The sequence below is a fragment of the Chryseobacterium candidae genome, from assembly GCF_004916905.1.
Lineage (GTDB): Bacteria > Bacteroidota > Bacteroidia > Flavobacteriales > Weeksellaceae > Chryseobacterium > Chryseobacterium candidae.
On record NZ_SDLV01000016.1, the window covers coordinates 13,675 to 34,009 of the forward strand.

Annotated in this window: 17 protein-coding genes; 10 read left to right on the forward strand and 7 right to left on the reverse strand. The window is 36.8% G+C overall.

Annotated features, from left to right (window positions below):
- The first annotated feature begins 11 nt into the window (after nucleotides 1-11).
- Nucleotides 12-1,289, forward strand: a complete 1,278-nt coding sequence (locus EK417_RS08525) for a replication-associated recombination protein A (protein ID WP_136521909.1) — start codon at nucleotides 12-14, stop codon at nucleotides 1,287-1,289.
- Nucleotides 1,290-1,335: 46 nt separating this feature from the next.
- Here EK417_RS08525 and EK417_RS08530 read toward each other — a convergent pair whose 3' ends face one another.
- From EK417_RS08530 to EK417_RS08550, 5 genes are all read right to left on the reverse strand, one after another.
- The gene (locus EK417_RS08530) at nucleotides 1,336-1,773 is read right to left on the reverse strand and encodes a hypothetical protein (protein WP_076594225.1); all 438 of its coding nucleotides are present in this window, start codon (nucleotides 1,771-1,773) and stop codon (nucleotides 1,336-1,338) included.
- A 116-nt stretch (nucleotides 1,774-1,889) separates the two neighbouring features.
- Complete coding sequence (locus EK417_RS08535; protein WP_136521910.1) at nucleotides 1,890-4,124, reverse strand: DUF2339 domain-containing protein; 2,235 nt, start codon at nucleotides 4,122-4,124, stop codon at nucleotides 1,890-1,892.
- Nucleotides 4,125-4,236: 112 nt separating this feature from the next.
- Nucleotides 4,237-4,947 carry a hypothetical protein gene (locus EK417_RS08540; protein ID WP_076594227.1) on the reverse strand — a complete coding sequence of 237 codons (711 nt, stop codon included), beginning with the start codon at nucleotides 4,945-4,947 and terminating at the stop codon, nucleotides 4,237-4,239.
- 362 nt (nucleotides 4,948-5,309) lie between these two features.
- Nucleotides 5,310-6,158, reverse strand: a complete 849-nt coding sequence (gene pheA, locus EK417_RS08545; protein ID WP_076594228.1) for a prephenate dehydratase — start codon at nucleotides 6,156-6,158, stop codon at nucleotides 5,310-5,312.
- Nucleotides 6,159-6,443: 285 nt separating this feature from the next.
- Nucleotides 6,444-6,854: an acyl-CoA thioesterase gene (locus EK417_RS08550; RefSeq protein WP_136522006.1), complete on the reverse strand. Its 411-nt coding sequence runs from the start codon at nucleotides 6,852-6,854 to the stop codon at nucleotides 6,444-6,446.
- A 136-nt stretch (nucleotides 6,855-6,990) separates the two neighbouring features.
- Here EK417_RS08550 and dnaA point away from each other — a divergent pair, with 136 nt between their 5' ends.
- From dnaA to EK417_RS08570, 4 genes are all read left to right on the forward strand, one after another.
- Nucleotides 6,991-8,445, forward strand: a complete 1,455-nt coding sequence (gene dnaA / locus EK417_RS08555) for a chromosomal replication initiator protein DnaA (protein WP_076594230.1) — start codon at nucleotides 6,991-6,993, stop codon at nucleotides 8,443-8,445.
- A 101-nt stretch (nucleotides 8,446-8,546) separates the two neighbouring features.
- A complete protein-coding gene (locus EK417_RS08560) occupies nucleotides 8,547-8,996 on the forward strand; it encodes a low molecular weight protein-tyrosine-phosphatase (RefSeq protein ID WP_136521911.1) in 450 nt (149 codons plus the stop codon).
- A 63-nt stretch (nucleotides 8,997-9,059) separates the two neighbouring features.
- Nucleotides 9,060-9,758: an SAM-dependent methyltransferase gene (locus EK417_RS08565; RefSeq protein WP_136521912.1), complete on the forward strand. Its 699-nt coding sequence runs from the start codon at nucleotides 9,060-9,062 to the stop codon at nucleotides 9,756-9,758.
- A 458-nt stretch (nucleotides 9,759-10,216) separates the two neighbouring features.
- Nucleotides 10,217-12,019 carry a lytic polysaccharide monooxygenase gene (locus EK417_RS08570; RefSeq protein ID WP_136521913.1) on the forward strand — a complete coding sequence of 601 codons (1,803 nt, stop codon included), beginning with the start codon at nucleotides 10,217-10,219 and terminating at the stop codon, nucleotides 12,017-12,019.
- Between the two features lie 290 nt (nucleotides 12,020-12,309).
- Here the strand turns inward: EK417_RS08570 and EK417_RS08575 are convergent, their stop codons facing one another.
- A complete protein-coding gene (locus EK417_RS08575; RefSeq protein ID WP_136521914.1) occupies nucleotides 12,310-13,197 on the reverse strand; it encodes a DUF4349 domain-containing protein in 888 nt (295 codons plus the stop codon).
- 166 nt (nucleotides 13,198-13,363) lie between these two features.
- Here EK417_RS08575 and EK417_RS08580 point away from each other — a divergent pair, with 166 nt between their 5' ends.
- Complete coding sequence (locus EK417_RS08580; RefSeq protein ID WP_076594235.1) at nucleotides 13,364-14,431, forward strand: DUF2891 domain-containing protein; 1,068 nt, start codon at nucleotides 13,364-13,366, stop codon at nucleotides 14,429-14,431.
- Here EK417_RS08580 and EK417_RS08585 read toward each other — a convergent pair.
- On the reverse strand, nucleotides 14,428-14,901 hold the full coding sequence (locus EK417_RS08585; RefSeq protein ID WP_076594236.1) for an Mpo1 family 2-hydroxy fatty acid dioxygenase: 474 nt from the start codon (nucleotides 14,899-14,901) through the stop codon (nucleotides 14,428-14,430). The genes EK417_RS08580 and EK417_RS08585 overlap by 4 nt on opposite strands.
- 74 nt (nucleotides 14,902-14,975) lie before the next feature.
- On the opposite strand from EK417_RS08585, the gene EK417_RS08590 reads away from it, so the two are divergent.
- The 4 genes from EK417_RS08590 (at nucleotide 14,976) to EK417_RS08605 (ending at nucleotide 20,063) form a co-directional block, all read left to right on the forward strand.
- Nucleotides 14,976-15,821 carry a helix-turn-helix domain-containing protein gene (locus EK417_RS08590; protein WP_076594237.1) on the forward strand — a complete coding sequence of 282 codons (846 nt, stop codon included), beginning with the start codon at nucleotides 14,976-14,978 and terminating at the stop codon, nucleotides 15,819-15,821.
- Nucleotides 15,822-15,910: 89 nt separating this feature from the next.
- Complete coding sequence (locus EK417_RS08595; RefSeq protein WP_076594238.1) at nucleotides 15,911-17,221, forward strand: TolC family protein; 1,311 nt, start codon at nucleotides 15,911-15,913, stop codon at nucleotides 17,219-17,221.
- A 24-nt stretch (nucleotides 17,222-17,245) separates the two neighbouring features.
- The gene (locus EK417_RS08600; RefSeq protein WP_136521915.1) at nucleotides 17,246-18,361 is read left to right on the forward strand and encodes an HlyD family secretion protein; all 1,116 of its coding nucleotides are present in this window, start codon (nucleotides 17,246-17,248) and stop codon (nucleotides 18,359-18,361) included.
- A gap of 109 nt (nucleotides 18,362-18,470) precedes the next feature.
- Nucleotides 18,471-20,063, forward strand: coding sequence for an MFS transporter (locus EK417_RS08605; RefSeq protein WP_136521916.1), 1,593 nt, complete (start codon nucleotides 18,471-18,473; stop codon nucleotides 20,061-20,063).
- Nucleotides 20,064-20,335 lie beyond the last annotated feature (272 nt).

Consider the following 20,335-nt stretch of genomic DNA (forward strand, 5'->3'; position numbering starts at 1 on the left):
AAAGAATTACTTTGAATCAAAATATTCCATTAGCTGAAAAATTAAGACCTAAAACCCTTAACGATGTATTGGGACAGGAGCACCTTACCGGCGATAAAGGAACAATCAGAAAAATGATTGAAAATAATACCCTCAATTCACTGATATTCTGGGGACCTCCCGGAACAGGAAAAACTACGCTGGCTGAAATTATCTCAGAACAGTCTGGGAGGAAGTTTTATAAACTTTCGGCAGTTTCTTCAGGGGTAAAAGACGTAAGGGATGTAATTGAAGATGCCAAAAAACAGAATCTGTTCTCTGGGAAATCACCTATCTTATTTATTGATGAGATTCACCGGTTTAATAAGTCGCAGCAGGATTCATTATTACATGCAGTAGAGAAAGGATGGATTGTTTTGATTGGAGCAACTACCGAGAATCCAAGTTTTGAGGTGGTCTCGGCACTCCTGTCAAGAAGCCAGGTCTATGTTTTAAAAGCCTTAAGCTACGAAAAGCTGGAGGAGCTAATTGATATCGCTTCAGAAAGATACAATAAAGATGAAGGAACAGATTTTACAATCCTTGAAAAAGAAGCTTTCATCCAGTATTCCGGCGGTGATGCGAGAAAACTGATCAATTCCGTAGAACTGGTTTTGAATCAATATAAAAATTCCGGGACAACAGAAATTATTAATTCTGATGTACTGGAAGTTTTGCAGGAGACAATGGCTCTTTATGATAAAAACGGAGAACAGCATTATGATATCATTTCAGCTTTTATCAAATCTATGCGTGGAGGTGATCCGAACGGAGCGGTGTATTGGCTGGCCAGAATGATTGCCGGAGGAGAAGATATTAAGTTTATTGCAAGGAGAATGCTTATTTTGGCAGCTGAAGATGTGGGTTTGGCTAATCCCAATGCTTTGGTGGTTGCCAACAGCTGTTTTCAGGCGATTAATGTAATCGGGAATCCTGAAGCAAGGATTATATTAAGTGAAACAGCGGTGTATCTGGCGGTTTCACCTAAAAGCAATTCTGCATATATGGCTATCAATGAGGCTTTAGCTTTGGTAAAACAGACGGGAAATCTGCCTGTGCCGCTTCATTTGAGAAATGCGCCTACCAAACTAATGAAAGATCTGGATTATGGAAAAGAATATAAATATGCCCATTCCTACGAAGGAAACTTTGTAGAACAGGATTTTCTTCCGGAAGAAATAAGAAATGTCAAACTGTACGAACCGGGAAATAATGCTACGGAGAAGAAAATCTATGAGGAACTCAAGAAAAAATGGAACAATAAATATTAAAATAAAAAGGATGCTGTTTTTTAGCATCCTTTTTTATAGTATTCAATTATTCGGTAGTATAAATAAATAATGTTTTCTTACCGTTATAATCTTTTGTTTCCGTTCTTTTTTTGATTTCAGGATAGATCATAGTATTGGTATCCGTAAATTCATATCCTTCAATAAATACCGGATTGTCTGCCGGAATATTGTATTGTACGTTGATGGACGATAATGGCATTCTGTCCAGAATATTTTCTCCGTTTTTGAACTTATATTCGGTAACTCCTTTTGTAAAAACAGAACTGTATTTTTTTAAACTTTGGGGAAAGCCTGAGGGAGTATTGTATACTTTTAAAACCTGTAATGCGTTCTTTTTTGTATTGAATAATTCTACTGTCCCAATGGCGTTATCAGCCACTGCGAACTTCACAGCAGGATTTTTTTGCTGGGCAAATAGAGCAGCTGAGGACAGGAGTAAAAAAGAATAGAGTAATTTTTTCATAATCAGAATATGTAACTGTTAAAAACGTGATAAATATAGTTATTTTTTGTAAAATTTGAATAAAATATTGAATTGTTTTAAATATTATTTAGAAATAAAAACTTTTACCCTTATTGTTAGTCTGTGCTTTCTTCCTTTTTATCTTTTTTATCCACCATATTTCTGATCATGTTTTTCAGGCGCTGAAAAGTGAAAGAGCTTAGCAATAAAATAATTCCGAGAACAATAAAGGCGCTGATTCTTGAAATATTATCCATCTGCCACACATCGTAACCATAAAGTTTTAATACCATAAGGCCTACCAATGCAAAGCCAATCTTGTTGTATTCCTGAATATTCTTTTTCAAGCCGGTATAAATAAAGATGCTGGCAAGAATTGTCCATATAATAGGAAGATAAAGAATATTGAAATGTTCACTTGCTTTGTAAGAATGAGGAAGGTCATTGGAGGTCATTAAAATATAAGCATGATGAAATTCGCAACTTACAGAGATAATGAGTGCTAAAGATAGCATCCAGTAAGAAACCTGTTGTTTGTGGAACGCTGAAGAAGGAATAATCCTGTACCATACATATATAAAAGGAATCCATTGTAGCAGATGCAGGAAATAAAAACTTAAATGGAGTGTCTTTGTTAAGATAGCCGTCACAACGGGAAGCGTAGATACAGAGGTGTTTATTGCAATCAGGAAAAAAAACAGATACATCAGTATATTTTGGATGTCGTTTCTGATGTTCAGTAGTTTTCTGAAAAGCAATAAAACAAAAATATAATAAATACTGAATAAAAGTCCTGTGCTGGTAACGGCTGACCATGGCATTTCTGAAACATGGTATGTAATCTCAAGAAGAAAAGTGATGTAAATGACCCCATAGCTAATCACCGTAATAAGATCTTCAAAAAAGTTACTCTCTTTTCCATTGGGCTCTTTGGAGAAGTTCCTTAATAAATACAAATTAATTATTATGGAAACAATGGTAAACGAACTGGTGATAAACGGAGGATTGAATATGATATTGAGATCTTTTGTTTCAAAATAATCAGTCCAGGTTACGAGCTGGGCAATCATCACTAATGGAAACAGGATATAAAAGAAAATCTTGAAAATCTTCTGACCGGTTTTTTTCCAGATAAAAAGAAGAAGAGTAGTTTCTATTGCCCAAATGCTGGTAATGAGGTGGGTTTTAAACTGAATAGCAACTGCAATTGTAATAAGACTGGTAACAAGTCCTGCGAATACGGAATAGGCAACTCCGGAATCTTTCCGTTTATATTCTCTAAACAGCAGAACAGAATTGACAGCAGTAAAGATAAGAGGAAAAATAATGGGAGGTTCGTATTTTAATGTATCAAAAATATAAAGCAGCCCCAGAATACTTGAAAAATTAGCGAGAGCAAGTATTAAAATATCTGAGGTTGAAAGTATATTTCTTTTGAAATAGTCATTCAGGGCAAAAATGTAGAAAATTGCATAACTGATAAGATAAAAGGTGATGTTTAAAAGCTCAGGGCTTTTATGAGTCCAGGATAGAAGATAGCCTGTGGTAAAAATATAAGCTGTCCATCCCACGCTTTTCCAGTGCTGCAGAAAAGAGGCGGCCAGCATTCCGGTATTTAAAAGAGTAATATAAATAAAAAGGAAAAGATAGTTACTTTGTCCTGTGCTTATCATGAGAGGAGCTGCAAAACCTCCTATGAGCGAAAAGATAATCAGTACTTCACTTTTATAATAATAGGATAGAATAATAGAGGCTGCAGTAATCAGTACCGTGATGATAAATGCCGTATTCTGGGTAAACAGATGGTATTCACGGAAGGCAATGGTGGCAGTGAAATACAGAACAGCAACACCACCTCCTGTAATGATGGAAGAAAAGGCCTGGTAATTTTTTCTGAGAAAATGGGCGGTTATGATAATTCCTGCACCGGTACAAAAACCAATTCCTGCTCTTGCTGCTTCACCAATCCAGTTTTTATCAATGGCATATTTTACAAAATAACCGATTCCGAGAACAAGTGTGAAAATACCAATAATGGTAAGCGCATTTTGTTTTAAAAAATCAAAAACAGGAGTGAGCCGGTCTTTTTGACCTGGGGTTGAATTTTTTTCATTTTCTTCACGGTATTTTCTGCTTTCATGATGAATCTGCTGAGATTGCTCTTGCTGTGGGAGGAATGTCTCTTCCGCAGAAGTTTTTTTATGAATTACTTCAGTCTGAGCCGGAGGGATATTATTGATTTTATAATTAAGATCTGAAATCTCCTTCTCCAATTTTCTGATTTTGGTATTCAGATTATTGAAAATAATGAAGATAATTATAAAGATGATGACCGCAACAAATTCATTCATTTCATTAGTTTTATCAAATATAAAGAAATGTTTTGTATGCTATTAAAAAAATTAACCCATCGTGGTATAAACGATGGGCTAAATGGTATAGATAACTAACAATATGTTTTTACTAGTTTGATACTTTATAAATGTAGAAGGATGCAATACTGGATCCTAATAATCCTGCTGAAACAATACCGGAATCTACAATTCCAAAAGATACTTTGTCACCTGCCTGAAATGAATACAAAGAATTAATACTGGAATCGGAAAGTGTTAAGTTAACTGCTAATGCAAGATTAACACCGCTGAACGGACGTGTGTCTATAAGAGTTGTTATTCCGGATCTGGTTCTTGCAATTGCGATACCAGGAGCTCCTGATAATAAAGAAGCTTGTAATCCTGTTCCATATCTGAATGCGAACCCAACAGCATATACTCCAGTGGATGGAATATTATAAGAACCGTCAGCATTGGTAAACAAAGCAGCACTTCCTATAGTTCTATCAGTTTGTACAAAGCTTACAGGTTGAAAATCAGAAGGTAAAACTCCTAGATTCAAGAGCGTTATACCTGTTGTTTTTTTTGCGGAATAGACAGAAGTATTGGTTCCTGCAGCGGCTGTTATTAAGGATGGATCCATGGAGAAAACCTGATTAGTTCCCTGATTGAGTGCTAAAATTTGATATCCCGGTAGTGCTGTAGCTGCAGGGGTAACACGAACTTTCATAGTTCCATTTACGTCTAAGGTTGCGGATGGGCTAGCTGTATTGATACCAACTTGCGAGAATAATAGTAACGCAGCACATGCTAACATTAAGCTGTAAAGTTTAGTTTTCATGATCAATATTTTAATTAGTTGCTAGACAAATATACAACAAAAACCATACCCTGAATTATTGTATTTGTAACATTTGTGTTAATATAATGTAATATTTTTAAACATATGTTTATATTTTAATTAATAATTGTATATAATTTAATTACTGTTTATTATATTTATTTTTAAATTAATTGGTTGTTTATCAGTGTTTTAATAAAAAAAAATTCTCTCTGTTGTGTGGGTTATTTTTTTATCAGACAGAATGTGCTGTTTGTGAAATAATTTATTATAAAAGTTATTTGAATTTTATTTCTTTTGTTTAGTATGAATAAAAAAACACTGCTGTTAAGGCAGTGCTTTTTATGGATTTATGGATTTTTCTAGCTTTCAAGAAGAAATTCTTTATAATTTCCAAGGAAATCTACATTGGCATTGATAGATTCAAGTTCTTTTAAGGCGTTTTCATGTAAGACTTTTTTCCATGGCCCTTGAACATTGATGAAGAAGAAGTAATTTCCCAGTCCTGTTTTTAATGTTCTGGATTCAATCTTACTGAGATTCATTTTTCTCCATGCAAAAACTGATAAAACCTGATGTAATCCACCGGGATGATCTTCCGGAAGAGTAATCAGCATTCCTGATTTTTCACCCAGTGTTTCCAATTTATCATTTTGGTATTTATTCTGCTCCTTGGAAATGATAATAAATCGGGTATGATTCTGTTCAAAATCCTGAATATTCCGGTTTACGATTTTCAAACCATATAAATTGGCTGCAAACTGATTGGCTACTGCAGCAATTGGAGTTTCGGGATTCTCAGAAACAAATTTTGCTGCAGCTGCTGTGGAGGAAAAGTCCTGTTTGGGAATTTCTTTATAATGAGTGTCCAGAAAATGAAAACTCTGTGCGAGAGCCTGTGGGTGAGAATATATTCTTTCCATATGCTCAACAGAATTTCCCGGATGAATCATCAGATGATGTGCAATAGGCATTACAGCTTCTGCTTCTATCTTAATAGACGGAGTTTTATATAAATAATCCAGCGTCATAGAGACGGTTCCTTCAATAGAGTTTTCCAAAGGTACAACGGCTTTTAATGCTTCTCCTCTTTCAACAGCATTAAAACAGTCCAGAATGCTGGCCTGTGGTACTATTTCGTCATCAGGGAAAAGCTGTGCTGCGGCAAGCTGGGTAAAACTGGCATGAGGTCCCAAAAATGCAATCTTCATAATATATAATATAAAGGAGGTTAAAATAAAGGTACAAAGGTGCGAATTAATTCATAAATAGAATACGTATTGTGGGGTGTTTTGTTACGGATGAGAGTTGCTGGTTTATTTTGTTGCTGGTTTCTTTTGTTATTAGTTAAGTAGAGATAAATATATCTTAATTGCGTTAAAACATTCACCTTTCACTTGCGAAGCAAAATTGACCATTGACATCAATACTCCTGCATTAATATTTCACAGAGTAATTTCTCTAATTCCTGCAACCTACAACCTGCTACCTACGATTTATTTCTTCCAGTTCTTCTCAATAAGTTCCATCAGGAAATCCGGGCACTTGATCACTTTATTGCTTTTTGCGTCGAGAAAGAATAGAGTAGTGGAAGCTTCGGTTATTTTAATATGCTCTTCATTGTAAATTTCATACTCAAATTCAAGCCTCACCCCTGGAATTTTTTTTACATAAGTATGAATTTCTAATTTTTGATCGTACAAAGCAGGCCGGATATATTTAATTTTGTAGTCCGAAACCGGCAGCCAAATTCCTTGGTTTTCAATTTCATCGTATGAAATTCCTATGCTTCTGAAGAGCTCAACTCTCGCTACTTCGAAGTACGTTGCGTAATTGCCATAGTATACATATTTCATTGGGTCTGTCTCCGCGTAACGTACTCGTATTGAGTGGGTTGTGTGTATCATTTTAGATGTTAAATTATACATACAAATATATTTTTAAATAATCAATACCTGCAATATTTTTTTTTGAAAAGAAAATATTGGACCTTTGTCTTCCTTCTAAACACAGTACAAACAAAGAATAATCGGGGCTTAAAAAATGGATGACAATTTAATGATGATATGGCAGAAATGCCTTCAGTTTATGCGCGATAACCTGAACGCTGCTGAAGACAATTCTGACCTTAAAAAACTTGAAAAATCTTTCGATATGCTATTCGATAAGGTTCAGCCGCTTTCATTGGTGGCCAACAACCTTACGTTGATCGTGCCGAGCGATTTTTACAAGGAATATATAGAGGACAATTACCTGTCCTTACTTTCTGCTGCCCTGAAGAAAAATATTGGAAAAGGAGTGAAATTATGGTATTCTGTGATGGAAAACAGACCAAAAGGTGAAGAAAAACCTGTTACCATGAACATCAAAGGACAAAGCGTTCCTACTCCAAAAACACAGGAAACTATGCCACAAGGATTTTCTGCTAATATTGTAAATCCGTTTGTAGTTCCTGGAATTAGAAAAGTAAATATAGATTCTAACCTGAAGCCTGACTATTCATTTGATAGTTATGTGGAAGGAGAAAGCAATAAATTTGCAGCCACTGTAGCCAGATCCATTGCAAAAAGACCTGGAGCAACAGCTTTTAACCCATTATTCTTATATGGAGGTTACGGAGTTGGAAAAACCCACCTGGGACAGGCTGTTGGACTTGAAGTAAAAAATCAGTTTCCGGATAAAGTAGTTCTTTATCTGTCTTCTGAAAAATTTATCCAGCAGTTTATCTCTGCTGCTAAAGCTCATAAACAGACTGAATTTGCAAACTTCTATCAAATGGTAGATGTGCTGATTATTGATGATATTCAGTTCCTGTCTGGTAAATCTGCTACTCAGGATAGTTTCTTCCATATTTTTGACCACCTGCATCAGAATGGAAAACAGATTATCCTTACCTCAGATAAAGCGCCTGCAGATATTATGGATATCCAGGACAGAATTGTTTCCCGTTTCAAATGGGGGCTTTCCGCAGAAATAAAATCTCCTGATTTATCCACAAGAAGACAAATTATCGAGGATAAGCTAAGTAGGGATGGGATCGTTCTTCCCGATGATATGCTTGATTTCCTTGCTGTTGAAACGAAAACCAATGTGAGAGAGCTTATCGGGGTTATTAACTCCGTGATCGCTTACTCTACCGTATACAAGAGAGATCTTAGTCTTGAGTTGCTTAAGGAAACCATCAACAGAATTGCAGCTAACCAGAAAAAGGTGATCAATATTCCTTACATTCAGGAAGTGGTCTGTGATTATTTTGGAATCAAAAAAGAGCAGCTGCTTTCAAAAACAAGAAAAAGAGAGATCGCATTACCAAGACAGCTTGCCATGTACTTCTCCAAAGAATTCACCAATTCTACATTTACTAAAATCGGTGAAGAAATGGGAGGAAAAGATCACTCAACAGTAATGTATGCTTGTGATACTATCAAAGACGTTTCGAAAATTGATAAAGAAATCAAGAAATACGTAAAAGATCTTACTGAAAGAATCAAACAATAAGTAAGGGTGAGCTTACATAAATTAAAATGAAGGATAGTTGTATTCTTCATTTTTTATTTAGTTTTGTTATAGTAAAAGACTTTTTTTAAATAAAACGGAACATGAAAATATTAATGGTTTGTCTGGGAAATATATGCAGAAGCCCATTGGCAGAAGGAATTATGAAAACAAAACTGCCGGAGGATTATATGGTAGATTCAGCCGGAACCATTTCCTTGCATGAAGGGGAGCATCCGGACAAAAGAGCTGTTAAAACTGCCGCTAATCATGATATAGATATATCGCAGCAAAGATCAAGACCTATCACCAGGAAAGATTTTGAAGTCTTTGATAAGATCTACTGTATGGATATTGATGTGTTGGATGATGTTGTTTCTAAAACCAAAAATGAAGAAGAACGTCAGAAAGTATCTTTGTTTTTAGAAGTAATGGGAGATCGTAAAAATACTGAGGTTCCCGATCCGTATTGGGGAGACATGAAAGATTTTGAAGCGGTTTTTCAACTTTTGGATAAAGGATGTGAAGCTATCAAAAACCAGCTGTCAAAATAATAAACATGAAAATGTAAAATATTTCTATAAACATCACTCAACGAAAGAACTAAAAATAATACAATGCTTTTTTTACTCCCTGCTTATTTATCAGAAAACACTTCTATCAACCATTTTTCACCTGTTGTGAAGGATTATATCATGCAGACCGATTATTTCTTTGTGGAAAATGAGAAAACTGCCCGAAAGGTCGTTAAATTTTTTGCTCCGGAAAAAAAGCAGGCTGAACTGAAATTGTTTTTATTGGATAAATACACGGAAAGCACAGATATCAAGGAAGCCCGGGAGCTTATGCTGAAAGGGCAGGACTTCGGACTGCTGTCTGAAGCAGGGTTGCCATGTATTGCAGACCCGGGAAATCTGATGGTGAAATGGTGTCATGAGAAAAATATCAGAGTGATTCCAATTTCAGGGCCTTCATCCATTATCCTTGCCTTGATCTCAAGTGGATTCAATGGGCAGGAATTTACTTTTCACGGCTATCTTCCTATTGATAAAAGTGAAAAAAAGAAACAGATCATGAACCTCGAAAACCTTGTTCAGAAGACCGGATATTCACAGATTTTCATGGAAACACCTTACAGAAATAACCAGCTGTTGGAGGATTTATGTAGGTTTTTGTCACCCAATACAAAACTTTGTATCGCTGCCAATATCAACGATCCGGAACATGAGTTCATCAAAACAAAAACCATAAAAGACTGGCAGAAACAAAAGCCGGAACTTCATAAAATTCCCGCAGTATTTGTACTTGGGAAGTAGAACCTGCTCTTATAGCCTATAATAGATAGGCGTTTTTTAGAAGACTGTGAAAAGGCTGTGATTATTGATCGCAGCCTTTTTTAGTTTAAAATGAGGTTTGAATTTTGTGAATAGGCTTTCTAAACTTCTATTTTCTCTTCCTTTCAGCGATTTAATAGGAGTTTTAAATAATAATATTTCAATAATTAGTGATAAATATCATGGGGTTTATATGGTTTTATAATATAAAAAATCCTAATTTTATATCCAGATATAATGCATTATGGATTTATATTTTTTAATAAAATGAATGATATTGTTATACTTTAGTTGTTTCGTTTAATTTTTATTATACATATTATAATTGAGTTACTTTTAATGATATAAGTTAATTTCGCTTGTATTTATTGAATTACAGATGATTTAAATTCAGTTTTGCTTAAAAGCGATCAAACCAATCAACACCAAAATATTAAAATATGATGACACGTAAATTTTTTTTTCCGGTATTGCTGATGCTGGCTATGCTGGTACCATCTTTAATTCATCTGTCTGCACACGGATATGTACTGAGTCCTGCCTCAAGAGGATATCAGGGAAGCCTGGACAAGGCCACACTGGGTTATTCTGCAGCATTTGGAATCTATGGATCTGTCATTAATGAACCGGGATCTCTGGAAGCTCCGAAAGGGTTTCCTGCGTTGGGTCCTGCCGACGGAAAGATTGCCTCCGCTAATGGAAGTATAGGAGGAGACACTACACTGGATATCCAGACTGCCGACAGATGGAAGAAAACAAATATCTCCACGGGTGTGAATGCCTTTATCTGGAAATACTCGGCGTATCATGCGACAGCGAAATGGCATTATTATATGACAAAGCAGGGTTGGAATCCCAACCAGCCTCTTTCCCGTCAGGATCTTGAGCTTATTGGAACAGTTGCACATAATGGAACACCCCCCCAGGATAATGTTTCTCACCAGATTACCGTTCCTGCAAACCGTACCGGCTACCATATTATTTTAGCGGTCTGGGATGTAGCGGATACTATCAATGCATTTTATAATGTGATTGATGTTAACGTAACCTCCGGAACAGGAGTTTCTGCTCCTGCCACCCCAACAGGATTATCACAAATAGGAGTAACCAGTTCTACTGCTAAAATAAGCTGGAATCCACAATCTGATGCGGTATCTTATAACGTTTTCCGCAACGGACAGAATGTTCAGCAGGTAAGCACACCTTCATTTCAGGATACAGGTTTAACTGCCAATACAGTTTATATATATGAAATACAGGCAAAAGGCTCTTCCGGACTTACTTCACCGAAAAGTTCACCACTCAATGTAAAGACAAACAGTGAAGGTATTCCTGAAAAGCCTACAGCACCCTCAAACCTTCATTCAATGGGAGTTACCGAAAACTCCGTTTCCCTAATGTGGATGGCATCCACTCATACACAGGGAATTAAAAATTATCAGGTCTTTGAAAACGGAATCAAAGTAGGAGAGACTGTACAAACAAGCTTTTTACGGACAGGATTATCACAAGACACAGAATATACCTATACCGTAAGATCTGTTGCAATGAACGATCAGCTTTCGGATATGGGTAATGAATTAAAAGTCAGAACAAAAAAAGTTACACCAGGAAATGGGCAATCCTATTGCGGAGCAGAGCAGTATAATGCTGCTAATGCATATCCTGCAGCCGGAGTGAAAGTTTTTTACTCTTGTAAAATCTGGAAAAATAAATGGTACGCAAATCCTGGAGAACTTCCGGGAGCGAATATGGTGTGGGAGGAAGTAAGTGTATGTACAGAAGGTTCTGGCTGTGAATCAGGCGGTCCGGTTACGTATTGCGGAGCACAGGAATATAATCCGGCAAAAACGTATTCAACAGCAGGAACTAAAGTATTCAATGCCTGTAAAATCTGGGAAAACAAATGGTACGTGAATCCGGGAGAAGCGCCGGGAAGTAATGCTGTCTGGAAATTTGTAAGCGACTGTAATGAAGGGCAGGGTTGTAAAACATCTGTTCTTGCCAGTAAAGAAAATGATCTTTCAATCATAGTATCTGAGCATTTGATCAATTTTGCACCTGAAAACTTCTATGATAAAATAAGCAGAATAGATATTATTACTCCACATGGACTTCAGATAATGACTTTTATGAATCCAGAAAAAGACAACATGGATATCAGCCGCCTTCAGCCTGGAATCTATTTTATAAAGATCCACTATAAAGATGGAAGAAATATGACCAAAACCATCAGAAAATAGTAAAAAGAATAAACAAAAAGGTGGTCTCAAAAGTGTCATTCTGAATGAAATGCAACGTAATGAAGAATCTCATATTACAAATTGTGAATAAGACTATTCCTTCGTCAGAATGGCGAAATGCAAATAGTTTTACTTTTGAGACAATTTCTTTTTTCAAAAATATTTAACAGCCGTTAACAAGACTATTGCATTGTTATTGATTTTAAACAAACACTGGAAACGGAATAAAATGCTGGTAATGCAGTGAAAATCCGGGCATCTTTGATGCCCGGATTCTTAATAAGTTAATTTTAATCTTCTTTCTTTGATTTCCATTTTCTCCAAATAAAAATAATAACAGGAATAAGCAAAAAGAAAGGCCACAGAGAAATGATTCCGAGCATAAAGCTTACAAAACTGTTCCAGCCTTCCGTTACCGAATCTACAAACCGGCTTCCAAAACCTATTTTTGAGGTTGCTGAACTTCTCACTTTTTCTTTATATAAATTTAAATTCAGAGTGCTGTAATTCACACGGTCATCAATAAAACGAAGACTCCCTTCTGCCACATCAATCTCATCTTCCAGATCGCGTATGTTTTCCTGAATTTCAAGCATATCTTTTGTGGTAGCTGCCTTTTTAAGCAGGTCACGGTATTTTTCCAGATATATCTTTTTATTGGCCAGCTTTATGGCTATATCCGTATATTCTTCTGTTACATCATTAGATGAAATATTTTTAGACAAAACAGTTCCTACACCATCCGAAAATGAATGGATCAGAGCATCAAAATTTTTATGAGGCACGCGGATAATCAGGCTTAGATTATCATCCATATCCGTATTTTGAAACTCTTCTTTCTGGATGTAAGCATTGTTTTTCTTGATGATCTCATAGACCTGATTCTGTGTCTTTTTGATATCACCCACCTGAATCTTCATATCTCCGTTTTTGATGATTTTTTTAGAGATCGTATCTGTTTTCTTAGGGATATAAGTTTCTTTGTTTGTAACATTTTCATCAGATACCAGCTTTTCGGAGACAGAAAGTGGTGGAGGTGGAGGTGCCGCTGCAGGAGAAGGGGCTTTATCTTCGGTTAGAACTTCCATCAGGTCGGCTTTCACTTCCTGTTGTTCACCCCCTGATTTGCTGCAATTGATCAGGATAAGACCTGATAACAGGAAAATCATTTTTTTCATGGCTAGTTAGTTTTTTATGGATACGATCAAAAAGTGTGCTCAAAAATGACCATTTGTAAAATGAATGAAAATTTAAAACGAAAGAATGTTAATACAAAATCAATAAATAGCTCTAAAACCGATCTGAAAATTGCTGAGACTGATAAATTATTTTTATTTTTAAATCATGAAAAAAAGTCTTTTAGCATTTGTGTTTTCTCCATTTCTGATGTATGCCCAGGAAGCTCCGAAACTTACAGACGATATGGCGATGAAATTATCTGACAAACCTCTTCACTGTATCAACCAGGAATATCCGAATAAAACGGCCCACATCATCAATAATGCAGGCGAAGTTCCTTTAACTCCAAAAGATCTTCACCCCAGTTTCTACGGATGTTTCGACTGGCATAGCTCTGTTCATGGACATTGGATGCTGACAAGGCTTTTGAAAACAAAACCCAATCTCTCTAATGCCAAAGACATTGAAAAAATTCTTGACGAATCATTTCAGAAAGAGAAACTGCAAGCAGAAGCAGATTATTTTACAAAATATCAGCTGACGGGAACTTTTGAAAGAACCTATGGCTGGGCGTGGATCTTAAAGCTGGATGAAGAACTGACCAACTGGGATCATCCGAAAGCTACAATATGGCATCAAAACCTGAAACCACTTACAGATCAGATCCTGAAGTCCTGGAAAACCTATCTTCCAAAACAAACTTACCCAAACAGAACCGGAGTTCACCCAAACACTGCATTTGCAATGGCTTTTGCTATAGACTGGGCAAGAGCAAATAAAGATAAAGAATTCGAAAATCAGCTGATGGAAAAGGCTAAATACTTTTTCTTAAAAGATCAGAAAACGCCTGCTTATCTGGAACCGGATGGGTCGGATTTCTTTTCGCCAAGTCTGGAAATTGCAGATCTGATGCGTAGGGTCCTTCCTCAAAAAGAATTTGTACAGTGGCTGAATGCCTTCTATGAAAAAAGGAGTCTGGAAAATGTTGAAAGAATTCCGGTAGTGAGTGATCTGAGCGATTATCAGACCGTTCACCTTGTAGGATTATCTTTTTCCAAAGCATGGTGTATGAAAGGAATTTCCAATGCACTTCCTGCCAATCATCCTCTGAAAAAAGATTTCAGGAAAACAGCAGATGTATTTCTAAATAACGGATTGCCGCTGCTTTTCCAGGGAAATTACGGTGGAGATCACTGGCTGGCCAGTTTTGCTGTTTATGCGCTGGAAGATTAATATCTGATTCCTGCTTTTTTAAGAACAAAGCCTAACAGCCATATGGGTCCTATCAGAAGAAACTGCAGATCTTTAAGGAAACTAGGCTTTTTTCCTTCAATTTTATGGCCTATAAACTGAAAAATCCATGTGATGATAAATACAGAAAGGTAAACCATCCATGATTGTTTTCCGAAACTAATATTGGTCAGATAGATGAAATGTTCCATCATAAGCATGATCACGATCATTATAATAGCGATCAATAAAGAGAGCCTTACATAGAACAGAGTGATCAGAGTAATCACCAAAAGGCTTATAATACTTGCACATCCGAAGTAGGAAGTGCAGAAATGTGGTGAGGGAATCAGGGAGGCGAACCCCAGAATTGTCCAGAAAATTAAGGGCACACAAATCCAGTGAATGAACTTGTTAGTCGCGTTTCTATGGCTTTTACTGTATTCGGCAAATAATAGATCAACCTTTCTCATGCTGAAGGGAAATTGGATTCCTGCTAAAATAATAAAATTTTGTAATCACTGGTAAGATTGCTTACATTTGTCTTATGTCTGCCCTGGAAAAATTTGGCGTTGATATTTTTACCGAACATAATATTTTCGAGCGAATAGCTGTGGGTAAACCGTTTCGCCCCGAAAATCCTGCTTTTATTTTTATTAAATCAGGAACTATAAAACTCCGTCAGCACTTCAGTGATCTGGAGGTTTCTGCCAATATGTTTATGGTAACCGATCCGCAAACCATTTACGAAGTGGTGGGAGTAACTGATGATTTTCAGTCGAGGATGGTTTCTTACAAAAGAGAATTTATTTCTGCCTTATCATTGAAATTTAACCGTCTGATTACGTATCGATATTTCAGGCAGCAGATGAATAAAGGAGTTCCTTTTCATGAGGACGAAATGGAGGTCGTATGGAAAAGTGTCAATTTTCTGAAATATATTCTGGATTCTGATACCGAAATGCTTTATAAAAAGGAAATGGTGGAGCATCTTTTCTCCGTTTTCTGCTATCAGATGGCAGGAATTATTTCTAAGGAAGATAACAGCTCTATGAACCAGATGTCCAGACAGGAAGAGATTGTATTCGTATTTCTTACCGACCTCGCAGAGCATCATCTTACCGAGAGAACCGTTGAGTTCTATGCCGAACGGCAGTCAATTACAACCAGACATCTTTCTTCTGTAGTAAAGGCGATCACGGGAAAATCTGCAAGCCAGATCATCGCCTTAATTGTGATCAACGAGGCGAAAGTGCTCCTAAACTCTTCCAATAAACCGGTTTCAGAGATTTCTTCTATTCTCGGATTCAGTGATCAATACTCGTTTTCTCACTTTTTTAAGAAGCATCTGGAGGTAAGTCCTACACAGTACAGACATCAGTTCGAAAATTAAAATCTTACATTTGAACATCTTTTTCCAAAAATCAAACATTTGATTGATTTTGTTGTTGATCTAACTTTGCATCTGTAAAACAAGGTAAAATGACAAAGAAAATAAAAACAGCACTATCTGTACTGATAGCAGCTTTTCCTGCGCTGTTTTTTTCACAACAGATCAAACAGATGACTGCAGGTGAGGTGGCGGAACTCGCTGTTCAGAATCATCAGCAGCTCAAAGTTTCTGCGCAGAATATTGGTATAGCAAAACAAAATATGAATGTCGTTAAGCTTCAGAAACTTCCTACGATTACCGCTTCTACAAGTCAGTTCTATTTGGGAGATGCAGTCGCTATTGATAAAGACTTTTCGAATTCTACAAACGTTCCGATGCCGCATTACGGAAGTTCGTATGCGGTACAGGCCACGCAACTGATCTTCAAAGGAGGATTGGTAAATAAATCTATCGAAATGGCGGGGCTTCGCGAGCAGCTTTCCGAACTGGATTTAGAGAAAAACAAACAGGACGTGAAATTCTTAGTGATTTCCAATTATCTGGATGTCTATAAGATCATTAATCAGGAAGAGGTATTTCAGAATAATAAAAAACTGGCTCAGGAACGTTTGAAAAATATCCAGAAATTCTATCAGCAGGGAATGGTCACAAGAAATGAGGTCATTCGTGGAGAATTGGCTATCAAAAACCTGGATCAGGGAATTCTTACCCTTACCAATAATAAAAAAATCCTTAATTATAATCTGAATATTGCATTAGGCCTATCCTCTGATACGGAGATTATCCCTACGGAAAGTCTGGAGAATAAAGAATCCGGAATCGGTATGGAGTATTACAGAGAGCTGGCTCATGAAAGCAATCCATTACTGAAATCTGCTCAAAAAAACATTGCTGTTGCAGATAAAAATATTGAAATTATCAAAACAGACAATTCACCTACACTTGCCGGATTTGGCGGATATACGCTGCAAAGACCTATCACGACAAGAAATCCTGTTTTGGATATGTATTCAGGGGGCTGGCAGACAGGGGTTTCTTTGAGCTACAACATTGATACGCTTTATAAAACAAAAGAGAAAGTAAAATTAGGGGAACTACAAAAGGATCAGGCGAATGACGCACTGACTCTGGTTCAGCAGAATGTAGATATGGCGGTGAATGCAGCGTATACCAAATACCAGGAAGCGATTCAGCAGGCTGATATTCTGAATGATTCCAAAAGACTGGCGGAAGAAAACTATAAGATTACGGAAGCCAAATATCTGAATCAACTGGCTGTACAGGCAGAAATGATTGATGCGCAGAACCAAAAACTGCAGGCAGAGCTTGATTATGCCAATGCTGAAATCAATGTTCTGTATCAGTATTACAACCTTTTGAAATCTACAGGAACACTTTAATTTTTAAAACTGAAAATCAATACAATGGGAAACAAGGGACAAACCACACAAAATACAACACCAAATCCGGCAGCATCCACCGCAGAGAATAAAAAAAAGAAAAATAAAACCAATAAAATCAGAGCAATCATCTCCAATATCATCGTTTTTCTGGTGATCGGTTTCGGGTTATTCTGGTTAATACGTGAATATTTCCATATCGGAAGCAAAACCTATACGGAAGCGGCTCAGGTAGAGGAATTTATTAACCCTATCAATACGAGAGTTTCTGCTTATATCAAAGAAATCAAGTTCATTGAACATCAGCGTGTTAAAAAAGGAGATACTCTGGTAATACTTGATGATCGCGAAATTCTTACACAGCTGGGGCAGGCAGAAGCAGCTTATCAGAATGCGATGGCACAAAAAACAGCTACCAGCTCTTCCGTGAATACAGTTTCCAACAATATCAATGTAATGCAGTCCAATATCGCAGGAGCAAAAGCAAGATTATGGAATGCTGAACAGAATTTAAACCGATATAAAAACCTTTTGGCAGCCGAAGCAGTTACCAGACAGCAATATGATCAGGTGAAAACTGAATATGATGCGCAAAAGGCTGCTTATGAAACCTTAGTGAACCAAAAACAATCTGCTAACCTTTCCACTACCGAAGTAAAAAGCAGATTGGGAATTAATGATGCTGAAATTAAAAGAACAAAATCTGCTTTGGATATGGCGAAAATTAATCTTTCGTATACTGTAATTACAGCACCTTATGATGGAGTAATGGGAAGAAGAACAATCTCTGAAGGTCAGTTGATTCAACCCGGACAGCAGGTTGCCACGATTGTTCTGAATGGCCAGAAGTGGGTAACTGCCAACTTCCTGGAAAGCCAGATGCCGAATATCAAAGTCGGAGAAAAAATTTCCATGACGGCTGATGCTTTGGGAGGGAAAAAATTTGAAGGAATTGTGACTGCAGTTTCAGCGGCTACCGGATCAAGGTATTCAAGCGTGCCTACAGACAATTCTACCGGAAACTTTATCAAAGTACAGCAGAGAATCCCTGTAAGAATAGAGTTTACAGCTTCCAACAAAAAAGAAGATCTGGATAAACTGAGTGCCGGAATGAATATGAACGTGAATATTGGTCAGTAATTTAAAAATTTAATCATTGAAAGATTAAAAGATTGGAAAATGCAGATGTTAAGCTGAAAATTTTCAGTCACTAACTTCTATTTTCTAACCTCTAACTTCTATATTCATTATGTACAATAAAGGATTATATAACGACTGGGTACCCAAACCCGTACAGCTGCTGTTGATTGTATTGCTGCTTACTGTGGTAATGCCAATCGGTGGGGTGTATACCGGAAATATCAGTTCTCTGGTAAGCGGTACCGGAGCCATGACAGAGTATTTTATGTGGGCCAATTACGCCACTACCATTGGGATGGGAGCCTGTATGCCTGTTGTTCTCAGAATCAAAATGAGATTCAAAGTAAGAGATAAGATGGTTGTGCTCCTGATGTTTTTAGGAGTGCTGAGCTACGTGAATGGGACGACTTTACAGCCCATGATTTTTATTTTTACTTCTTTATTGATTGGTTTTATGAAAATGATGGTTACCATAGAGCTTTTCCTGCCATTGATGGTTATGATCGGAAACAGGGGAATATTTTACGGAGCTTTCTATACCTTCGTTCTGGTAATGAACCAGGTAGCTACCTACTATGCGGCTGAGTTTGCCCTTCTTTATAACTGGCAGCAGTTTTACCTGCTCACAGCCGTTTTATGCTTTATTTTAGCTTTAATACACTGGATTTTTATGCATAATAAATATTTTGCGTTAAAAGTTCCCCTGCATTATATTGACTGGCTGAGTATTTTGCTTTTCATTTCCACATTTATGTTTTCGGCGTATGTATATTCATTTGGAAGACAGCAGGATTGGTTTAATTCCCAGAATATAATGAATGCGAGTATTGCCGCTTTTGTAAGTTTTGCACTGCTTTCTATCCGTCAGCTGACTTTAAAACGCCCCTACCTTTCATTTAAAATTTTCACAAAAAATAATGTACAGCACGGCTTATTCATGCTTTTCTGGCTGGGAATGTTTCTGGGAACTGCTTCTATTCAGAATACTTTTGCAGTGGGAGTTTTAGGATATGATCAATTGACGAATACCAGATTGAGTTTGCTGATGATTCCGGGAATTATTTTAGCCGGTGTCATTGCCATTTTCTGGTTCAAAAAAGAAAAACCTTTGAAAATGTACATTTTTTCCGGTTTTGCCTCAATGGTAGGATATGCCATTATCATGTACTTTTCAATGGTGTTGGAGTTCAGTTATGACAACTGGTATCTGCCGATGTTCTTAAAAGGTTATGGAATGTGTTCATTGTTTATTTCCGTATGGTTTTATACGCTGGATAAGCTTGAAATGGATGAAATGCTGGCAGCCATCGGACTTGTATTGGTTTGGAGAACTTTCCTTGCCGTAGGAATTTTTTCAACACTCTATTCATGGTTTCAGTACCGTTTTCAGCTTACAGCAATGGGTGATCTTGCAGTTTATATGGACGGAATGACTATTACTCCTCAGAATGTAGCCGCCAATATGAAAGCCATCCAGCTCAATGCAGTCATCATAGCTGCCAAAAAGATATTTGGATATATTATTCTGGTCGGATTTGGAGTGCTTATTTATGTTGCTACCCATCATTTTGGTGCCAAACGTTTTCAGTATTTCAGATTTGTAAGGGTTCTTGGTGGTAAATCCGTTATTGCAAGAAGAAGACTTCGCGAAAGAAAAAAATTATTGGAAGAGATAAAAGACGCTGCAGGGCCTGCAGTATAAAGAATACCTTGTTTTTCACCAGTAAAATCCTGGTCCTTCATTGGGCTGGGATTTTACGTTTTCTAACGAGGGAAGCTGGATGCTGGAAGTGGGAAGTACTGAAAGCCGGGTTATAGCTATTTGTTTTATGTAACCTCTTTATCTTAAAAGAAGTTATTGTAATTTTATTGGATGTACATCATAAATAACTTCCAGCTTTCCTTAAAAGAGTATGAGCATCTTCAAAAAATTGCGATCTAATAATGTACCCAAACGCTATAATGAAAAACAAC